Origin of the sequence: uncultured Shewanella sp. (assembly GCF_947495455.1) — a bacterium.
In the GTDB taxonomy this organism is placed as follows: Bacteria; Pseudomonadota; Gammaproteobacteria; order Enterobacterales; family Shewanellaceae; genus Shewanella.
Map to the genome: position 1 here is coordinate 1 of NZ_CANLZC010000153.1, position 9,473 is coordinate 9,473.

A 9,473-nucleotide genomic window follows, 5' to 3' on the forward strand; every position below is an offset into this window, starting at 1 on the left:
GTACAGCCAACAATACTGCCAACATTACTCATTCGTCGATTTATCCGCATCATCAAGATTGATATAAGGTGATTTAGACATATGACTTCCTATCCATTACGTTTTGCTTTATGCAACTAGACCCGTTAAAAAGGGAAAAATACCGGTACAGCCAACAATACTATCATGCCATATGTCACACTCACCGCCGCACCCACTTTAAAAAAGTCCGTCAGCTTATAACGTCCCGCATTAAACACCATTAAATTAGTCTGGTATCCATAAGGGCTGATAAAACTGCCACTGGCTGCAAAGGCCACCGTCATGACAAAAGGCAATACATCAACCCCCAGCCCCAAGGCGACACTGTAAGCAACAGGAAACATGAGCGCCGCAGCCGCATTATTCGTCACAAGTTCTGTCATTAACCAAGTGGCCACATACACGGCAATTAAGGCTAAATAGACATGACTCTTATTCGCCTCTGCATTCACCCAATGACTTAAAATCGACACGACATCAGAATTGACTAAGGCATGGGATAATAAAATGGCGGTAGACACCACGAGCCAAATATCAATGGGAAAACGGCGAGTAATTTCATTCACACTGATACAGCCAGTAAAAATTAAAATACCCAATAACAACAACATGGACTGCATCATATCCAATATGCCTGTGGTGGCTAATGCCACCCCCGCTAAAAAGCCGCCTATCGCTAACCAAGCTTTCCAACCATTAAGCCTAACCTCAGGTTCAACACCACTGAGGACAATAAAGTTTTTACTGATATTGCGCCGACTGGGATAATCTTCCCCCACAGCCAGGACTAAAAAGTCACCACTGCGGATCAGCACTTCCCCTAACTTACCTGAGATTTGCTCACCATCTCGGCGGATCGCCACCACAGCGGCATCAAACAAGGCGCGAAACCCCGTTGATTTAAGACTATTACCCACTAAGATACTTTCAGGCCGCACGACCACCTCGGTTAAATTTCTATCTAATAGCCCATTCTTATGGGCAAAAGATTCAAGCCCAGTAAACTGATCTAACTGCCTGACTTTTGTAACATCACCAGAAAAAATCAATTTATCATTGAGTTCAATGATTTCAGTGGGGGCAACAGGGCTTATCAATCTGCCATTTCGCACCACCTCCACTAAAAATAAGGATTCAAGGTGGCGTAAGCCATTGGCTTCGACACTGCGGCCAATGAGCTCTGAACCCGCTTTAACCTTAGCATCAATGAAATACCCTTTTGAGCCATTATTTTCTGCATTAATACTCGGTAACCAAGCACTGGTTATTCTTAGCACGATACCGCAGCCTAAAACCAATAACGCGCCCACAGCAGTGAAAGAGAAAAAACTCAAACTGTGCCCTTGGGCCTCAATATAGAGACTATTCACAATTAAGTTAGTCGAAGTGCCAATTAACGTCAGTGTGCCTCCTAAAATAGCGGCATAAGACAAAGGCAATAGTAACTTGCTGGCAAAATGATGGGGGTTATTGCGTATAGGCGACAACAATGTCGCCACCACAGCCGTGTTATTGAGCAGTGACGAGCATAATGCGGTGATCCCAAATAATCTTAACCAAGTAGACTGATAGTGACTCACTATCATTTTAGAGGCGATAACACGTAATAAACGGGTTTTTTCCAATGCAAATGAACACAAAACCAATAACACTAAAGTGACCAGTCCAGGGTTAACCATACTGGAGAGTAATTGCTCGCGTGACACTAAACCTAAGGCCACCAGCGACATTAACGTAACACCAAACACAGCTGCAGGGCGCTGCTGAAATGTCACTAACCCTAAGATAGTGCCAAAGAAAATCCCTAAGGTTAAATAAGCATCAATAGACATAAGACCTCAGATGATGACAAGGAAATAAACCGTTAATCTATTAGCTAACGTCATGATAATTGACTGTGAAATAAACAGTGCCACAAACATTGAAAAACATAAGGCAATATCAACAACGATATGGCTAACAGAGACTGATCAGTAAGCCTTTACATAACGCAGAACATCACTTACATGACAAAGCTAATATTCACAAAAAGATAAGGCGATCAACAATTCAAGTCGCCTCATCTTTGCGCTAGCTATATAATTAACGCCATTATGAGCGAGAAATGTCTTTTGCTCCCCAATGCGGAAAGTGTTTACGCACTAACGCATTCATTTCTAATTCGAATTCTGAATACTCGTGAGGCGCTTTATGAGACTTCTTCGACGCATCAGACACGGCGGCTCTTATCATGCCCGCACCAACCGTCACATTCGTTAAACGATCAATAATAATAAAGGCGCCAGTGGCCCGATTCGTCTCATAAGCATCAAACTGAAGCGGCGCAGTAGTTTCAAATCGGCAACGACCAATTTCATTTAATACTAATTGCTGAGCATCAAGCTTATCTAATGCATTCACATCCACTTTGTATTGAATCGACTCGACAAAACCAAACACAGAATGACTGCCCGCCTTAATCACATACTCTCTATCAAGCTGCAACGGCTCTTCTGTCATCCACACCACGTCGGCATCAAAATGCGCACTGGAATGAGGTAAATCATGGGGGCGCACCAACATATCACCGCGGCTAATATCAATCTCATCTTCCAAGGTCAGCGTAATGGCTTCACCCGCCTGGGCTTTTTCTAAGTCACCGTCAAAGGTCACAATGGATTTAACCTGACTGCTTTTGCCCGATGGCAAAGCCACTATCGTATCGCCAACACGAATATCACCGGAGGCCACAGTGCCGCTAAAGCCTCTAAAATCAAGGTTTGGACGATTCACATACTGAACTTGAAAACGAAATGACTGATGGGCATCATGATTAACCGATACAGTATTAAGCAGTTTCAGCAATGAAGATCCTGGATACCAAGGCATGTTAGCACTTTCATTTACCACATTGTCACCTTTTAACGCCGACATAGGCACGAAGCGCACATCGCTAAAGTTTAATGCCTTAGCAAACTCTCGGTATTCTTTTTTAATGTTTTGGTAAATATTTTGATCAAAATCGACCGCATCCATTTTATTCACCGCAACCACAACATGTTTAATGCCCAACAAAGAACAAATAAAGCTATGGCGACGGGTTTGCACTTGAATGCCGTGACGCGCATCAATCAAAATAATGGCTAAATCACAGGTTGACGCTCCCGTTGCCATATTTCGAGTATATTGCTCATGGCCTGGCGTATCGGCAATAATGAATTTACGTTGCTCAGTGGCAAAGTAACGATAAGCCACATCGATTGTGATCCCTTGCTCACGCTCTGATTGCAAGCCATCCACCAACAAGGCCAAGTCAAATGACTCATTCGTGGTATTAAAACGCTTAGAATCTTTTACAATGGCAGCCATTTGATCTTCAAAAATCATTTTACTGTCAAACAATAAACGGCCAATTAAAGTGGATTTTCCATCATCGACACTGCCACAAGTCAAAATGCGAAGCATGTCTTTATTTTCATGAACTTTTAAATACGCTTCAATATCAGAAGCAATCAACGACGTACTATTATCAGCCATCTTGTTAATCCTTGGTGCTACCGCAGCAAACACATTATGGTTCACAACGGTTGAATTTTTTGTCTATCGTTTTGCTGAATGAGTGCCCTTATCAGTGACAAACATGAACCCGCAAAACCAAGCTTAAACATAAAAAATGAAATTTAGTGACTCTATAAAGGTTAATGAAGGTTAAAAATACCCTTCCATTTTTTTCTTTTCCATTGAGCCAGCAGAGTCATTATCTATCACGCGTCCTTGACGCTCTGAAGTGGTACACAAGAGCATCTCTTGAATAATTTCAGGCAAGGTCGTCGCTGTTGACTCAACGGCACCGGTCAGCGGATAGCAACCTAAGGTTCTAAAACGCACCATTTTCTCTGTCGCCACTTCACCCTCTTTCAGCTCCATACGCTCATCATCCACCATGATCAACGTGCCATCACGCTCAACCACAGGGCGCGGCGCGGCTAAATACAGTGACGGGATCTCAATTTGCTCAAGATAAATGTATTGCCAAATATCGAGTTCAGTCCAGTTTGATAGCGGAAAGACGCGAATACTTTCGCCTTTATCCACTTTACCGTTATAAATATTCCACAGCTCAGGGCGTTGGTTTTTAGGATCCCATCTGTGTTTGCTATCACGAAAAGAATACACACGTTCTTTGGCACGAGACTTTTCTTCATCACGGCGAGCTCCACCAAAAGCGGCATCAAAACCATGCATATCTAATGCTTGTTTCAACCCTTCCGTCTTCATGATGTCAGTATGTTTAGCGCTACCATGAGTAAAAGGGTTAATGTTCATTTCAAGCCCGCGAGGGTTTTTATGCACGATTAAATCAAACCCATACTTTTTTGCCATTTCATCGCGAAAAGCAATCATTTCTTTAAATTTCCAATTGGTATCCACATGTAACAAAGGAAATGGAATTTTCGCTGGGTAAAAGGCTTTTCTGGCCAAATGAAGCAGTACCGATGAATCCTTTCCCACAGAATACAGCATGACAGGGTTTTCAAATTCAGCAGCCACTTCACGCATAATTTGAATGGATTCGGCTTCTAGGGCCTTTAAATGTGTCAATCTAATGGGATCCATACTTTTCCTACTTTAAAAAATAAACCTAAGAAAAAACCTTACAATGAGATGTCCTTCAACACAAAGCATAGACTCTCAAAGGCATAACAACATAAAGCTAACAAATCATATTAAGACTCATTCTAAAGGACAAACCTGAGTCATCGCCAACCTTATCTCCTCAAAACCTAGATTGAAATCTATCAACTAATAACCTTAAGTTATATATAAAGGGTGTAAAGGAGATAAAAGTTATATAACTATGATGTCAACGCACAATCTAAAAATAGATTAGCGCACCTATACATAAGTTTCATCGCCTTAAAGGATTAGCAAGCTCTCTCTGCCATTGAATTTGTAAATAACTTTTAATGACCTGAATGATTTAAATGAGCATGATTTAAATGAGCATGATTTAACAAAGTATGCCCATCCCTAAGGCCTTGCATCATCGGGAAATGATTCACTTTCATGGATCAATATTATACTTATAGGCATATTATTATTTTCATGGCATAACGAGTATGAGAATCATCTATCGTTTTTCCACTGAACAAATGAAACAAGTACATCAACTGTGTCAACAAGCTTGGTGGTACAAAGGGAACGCACTGGAAGATACAATCGCTTGTGTGGAAAACTCACAGATCTGTATTGGTATGCTTGATGATGATGAGCATCTTATTGGCTTTGCTCGCATCATCACAGATTTTATCTATAACGCCTTTATTTTTGATGTGATTGTCAGTCAAGTTCATCGTGGCAAAGGTCTAGGCCAACAACTGATAGCTTTAGTTAAAAGCCACCAGCAACTGCAAAAAGTTAAATACTTTGAATTATATTGCTTACCTGACATGACAACATTTTATACTAACTTAGGCTTTTCAACTGACGTCAATGGCGTTCAGTTAATGCGCTATAGCAAGGCCAACAAACCATAAACAAGCACTCTATTCAACAAAAAAGAAAAAATCGAGCAATACTCCTAAGTATAAAATTGATCATTAAAGACTATTATGATATCTGATCGATCAGCTCTAGGCATAATCAACAAACAGCACATCTGATTGTTTTATTCAATTGACTGCACCGCCAATTGAATGAGTAAATAAAAATATGCGCTCTGTGAACTGTTCACTGTTTATCGCCAATAACCTTAGTAGAAGAGTAGAAGAAATGTTTCCCAAGTCTTAGCAACAGGATCGGCTATCACAATTCCAGAAAGATTAAATAAAAATATAAAAGGATAACTATCATACATTATCCTTTTATATTCACTACCAGTAATAAATATTATTGATAAGACAAAGTAGTACTGTAATCACTGGCATCATTATCATAAATACGAATATAATCGATATACATTTTAGCAGGCATAGGTGCCGTGATGTCATTGTTACTATAAATTTGAGGGAAGGCGCCACCCACAGCTAAATTTAATAAAATATAATGAGGTTGCTTAAAGGCATCAAAATTTGAATCATTAATATCCATACTAACAACTTGGTTGCTTTCATCATCAATCCAAATAGAAACTGTAGTGGGTGTCCAAGTCATACCAAAAATATGATAATCCGTTAAATCAGAGCTTAACCCAAAGTCATCAACTAAATTTTTTGTCAGGCTATATGAAGCATACCCGGTATAATCCAAAGAGTCATTCCACCAATGAAAGGCACCTGAGGCTTCAGAGTTAACTTTATTTTCACGCAGCGCAGCTGCCATACCAGCTTCAAAAACATCTAACTCTCCACAAGCAGGCCAGCCAACTTGATCGATATCAGAACCCAACTGCCAAAAGGCAGGCCACAATCCAGCATTAAGATCTGGTACTTTAATACGGGCTTCAATGGTTCCATATTGATAAGACAATTTCCCTTTGGTATTTAACCTCGCTGAATTAAAACTACCATCGGCTTGCTTAGTCGCCTGAATTACCATGGCACCATCTTCTATATATGCATTTGCACTATCATTAGTATAATTTTGAAGTTCATTATTACCCCATCCAGTATTACCCGTTTCATAATTCCAAGTGGAAGTATCGATACTCCCTTCGTTAAAATCTGCTTCCCACACTAAGGTTTTACTATAACTCGTCGATGACAATAATAAACCGAATAATAAAGTCACAGATTTATTATTAAATGCTTTTCTCATGTTACACCCTATCAATTTATATAAAATTTAGTTTCAAATTTATTTCAAACACAAAGTAAAAAATAATCATTAGGTGGATAAATGATTATTTATACAAGATACCAATTCAATAGCAATTACATAAATTGACAATAAATTAAAAAAAATAACAATGATAAAATGTTGCTAACAAATCAGATGAATATATTTCAATATCAAAGAGACTTTTAATTGATTGACCTATTTATATTAATAAACACTTTTACAAACCTGTTCTGAATCATGATTATTTTATATATACTAGTTTATAACAAAAATGAAAATGTGATTTTATCTCATTTTTTACTTTCACACTTTAGCTTAATAGTACTTGAATAATAATATAATCATTATACTGTTATATTCCCATTAAAAAGCAGACCTTAATGTGAAAGTAATATGTTCAATAAAGCACAGCTAAGCCCTTAGTAAACTAAAGCCTTTTTAACCAATCTGTATTAAAACGCTCACCCCCTCCGCGTAATCCGTGGGTAAAATGGGTTGAACTCAGTTCCCAATCCAATAAGTTGTTTTTAATAAAATACAAGCGTTCATTCACGACAGTGGTTTTCACATTAAACTCAAAAACTCCGCTTACCTTATGATGACTGCCAAACCAAATCGCCTCTGCAGAATACTGTAAACCGTGAGCCGAAATCACAGGCACTTCCTTTAAACGGGCTTTTTTCGACAAAAACTTATCCACCACCCAATCTTCTAATTCAATATACTTATTAAAATGATAATCCCAATTCGCATCATAACCGGAATTTGAATAGGTCATGGTGCGCCAATCCGTTAAATTAGTCATTTGCGAGCGACTCTGGCTATAGCTAATACTTGCGCCTAATGATGGATTCTTGGATATCGAGCCTGATAAGCTAAGCCCCATTCCAGATGAGGTTGAGACTCTATCGGTACCGTTTTGATTTTCAGGACTACGCTTATAAAGCATTAATCCCGCCGACCCTGAAGCCGTCACTTTGACTTCAGGTTTCACTTGTTTCAAAAAATAACCTCTGTCTGTATCCTTATTCTGTGTCAAGGTCGGGTTAGCACTGCCAAAAGGACTGACAAAAATACTGGTCCCCAACTCTGTACGATAAGCAGCAAATGAATACCCATGTATCACGTTTAATTTGGCATCATCTTGCTCAAATAAGTATAAGTCGTTCATGACTATGGCCGAATAACAAAGGTGCTCAGCTTTCGCATTGGCAGGACAAGGATAACCCACTTGTCCTCCTGTGCTCAAATAGCTGTCTTTATTCATTACCTTATTCGATACGGCGACCTTAGGCATGCTTAAGGGACTCGCAAAGGATGGCTTGCGAACCGCTTGTTGCGCCGCAGCTCCTTCACTTAACACATGATTTAACTGAGCACGGATCTGGGTAAATGATAAATTTTTGCCAAAGTCATTAGCCAGCACTGTTTGTGTAGACAAGGATGGGGACGCTAAAGCAGCAATGCGTTTGTCAAACTGCACATCATAGTGTGCCGGTGCCCCTTGAGAGAATCGAGTAATACTCGCTTGCTGCTCAGTCTCAAATTGATCATTAAAGGTCATTATGATATCTGATCGATCAGCTTGAGGCATGATCAACACCAGAGGCGATTTAAACTGTATCGGCCAAAGATCAGCACTTTGCTTATTGCCATTGGCAACAAAAATGGGCTTTTTCCACTTTTGAGCCTGCTGTAAATACGCCATTAACGGCTTTGATGAGGCACTTTCATCAGGGGCTAGTTGCGCGAAATCAACAAACAGCACATCCGCTTGTCTAACCCTATTAAGCACGCTGTTAACTAAGCGACTTAACGGACCACTTAAAAGATATTGACTCGATAAAGGCGCATCAAACGGATTATTTTCAACATTCACATGAGACACTTGATGCTCAATCATTAATAAATCAAGAAACGCACTTTTTTCACTGCCTATCGCCAGTAACCTCGGCGGTGCTGATTTAACCTGATCCATCGTCACTGTCGCGGCGAACACCGGCCCTGCTAGACTGAATGAAAAAGCCAATAGTCCAGCAAACCACCTAAACAACAATCTTATATGTATTCTTTGACTTATCATGCACATTCCCTCCTTTGATGACTAATCTGAACGCGGGATCAGCTGCTGATATAAATGAATGAGCTGCGACTTTTGACCCTCATAACCCCAAGTTCAAGTTAACTATCATCATCTTTTTAAGAAAAAAACAGCAATTAGACATTTAGCTAGGTAAAAAGGGGAATGCATTAGTCTTCCCCATTTTTAAGGTGGTAAATAAAGAGACAAACGCTCTCGAATCTTGCTCCCCAAAACCACAGGTTTATTCTTTTACACGCCATTCAATCTTAAATCATCCCCAACACTCAAAATGGTCAAATTGACCACTTTTTAATAACGCCATTTAGGCTATTTTTCGCTAACAAAACCTGTGTTTTTGAGGGTTAAAGCACGGACTTAGTCCAATTGCCAAGGCCGCATTTCGTACTTTCCCTATATATGGTAAATCGGAGTTGAAATTGGGAAATTATCTTTTTTCAGTTGAACTAAAGTTAGCTCTACCCCATATACCTCACTAAATGAAAACAAACAACCTTAAAACACATGCATCTTTTATCTTAGGTGTCCCCTTATATAAAGCAGCCACATCAAGGGTTTTGAGGTAAAATACTCCAAACAACCATAATAAGCT

6 protein-coding genes are annotated in these 9,473 nt (G+C 39.6%); 1 reads left to right on the top strand and 5 read right to left on the bottom strand.

Going from position 1 to position 9,473, the window contains the following annotated elements; translation table 11 throughout:
* Positions 1 to 125: 125 nt before the first annotated feature.
* The 3 genes from Q0791_RS23460 to cysD form a co-directional block, all read right to left on the bottom strand.
* Positions 126 to 1,853, bottom strand: coding sequence for an SLC13 family permease (locus tag Q0791_RS23460; RefSeq protein WP_299011674.1), 1,728 nt, complete (start codon positions 1,851 to 1,853; stop codon positions 126 to 128).
* A 259-nt stretch (positions 1,854 to 2,112) separates the two neighbouring features.
* Positions 2,113 to 3,537 (bottom strand): sulfate adenylyltransferase subunit CysN, encoded by a 1,425-nt coding sequence (gene cysN, locus Q0791_RS23465; protein ID WP_299011676.1) that lies wholly within the window; start codon positions 3,535 to 3,537, stop codon positions 2,113 to 2,115.
* Positions 3,538 to 3,708: 171 nt separating this feature from the next.
* Positions 3,709 to 4,617 carry a sulfate adenylyltransferase subunit CysD gene (cysD, locus tag Q0791_RS23470; RefSeq protein ID WP_299011678.1) on the bottom strand — a complete coding sequence of 303 codons (909 nt, stop codon included), beginning with the start codon at positions 4,615 to 4,617 and terminating at the stop codon, positions 3,709 to 3,711.
* A 503-nt stretch (positions 4,618 to 5,120) separates the two neighbouring features.
* Here cysD and Q0791_RS23475 point away from each other — a divergent pair.
* On the top strand, positions 5,121 to 5,537 hold the full coding sequence (locus Q0791_RS23475) for a GNAT family N-acetyltransferase (RefSeq protein ID WP_299011680.1): 417 nt from the start codon (positions 5,121 to 5,123) through the stop codon (positions 5,535 to 5,537).
* A 352-nt stretch (positions 5,538 to 5,889) separates the two neighbouring features.
* Here the strand turns inward: Q0791_RS23475 and Q0791_RS23480 are convergent, their stop codons facing one another.
* Entirely contained in the window at positions 5,890 to 6,756 is an 867-nt protein-coding gene (locus Q0791_RS23480; RefSeq protein WP_299011682.1) for a glycoside hydrolase family 16 protein, read from the bottom strand.
* 451 nt (positions 6,757 to 7,207) lie between these two features.
* Positions 7,208 to 8,863 carry a hypothetical protein gene (locus Q0791_RS23485; RefSeq protein WP_299011684.1) on the bottom strand — a complete coding sequence of 552 codons (1,656 nt, stop codon included), beginning with the start codon at positions 8,861 to 8,863 and terminating at the stop codon, positions 7,208 to 7,210.
* Positions 8,864 to 9,473 lie beyond the last annotated feature (610 nt).

Bases quoted from the DNA above. Each gene is read 5' to 3' on its own strand.
- Q0791_RS23480 (WP_299011682.1), bottom strand. From the start codon at position 6,756: ATGAGAAAAGCATTTAATAATAAATCTGTGACTTTATTATTCGGTTTA.
- Q0791_RS23475 (WP_299011680.1), top strand. From the start codon at position 5,121: ATGAGAATCATCTATCGTTTTTCCACTGAACAAATGAAACAAGTACAT.
- cysD (WP_299011678.1), bottom strand. From the start codon at position 4,617: ATGGATCCCATTAGATTGACACATTTAAAGGCCCTAGAAGCCGAATCC.
- cysN (WP_299011676.1), bottom strand. From the start codon at position 3,537: ATGGCTGATAATAGTACGTCGTTGATTGCTTCTGATATTGAAGCGTAT.
- Q0791_RS23460 (WP_299011674.1), bottom strand. From the start codon at position 1,853: ATGTCTATTGATGCTTATTTAACCTTAGGGATTTTCTTTGGCACTATC.
- Q0791_RS23485 (WP_299011684.1), bottom strand. From the start codon at position 8,863: ATGATAAGTCAAAGAATACATATAAGATTGTTGTTTAGGTGGTTTGCT.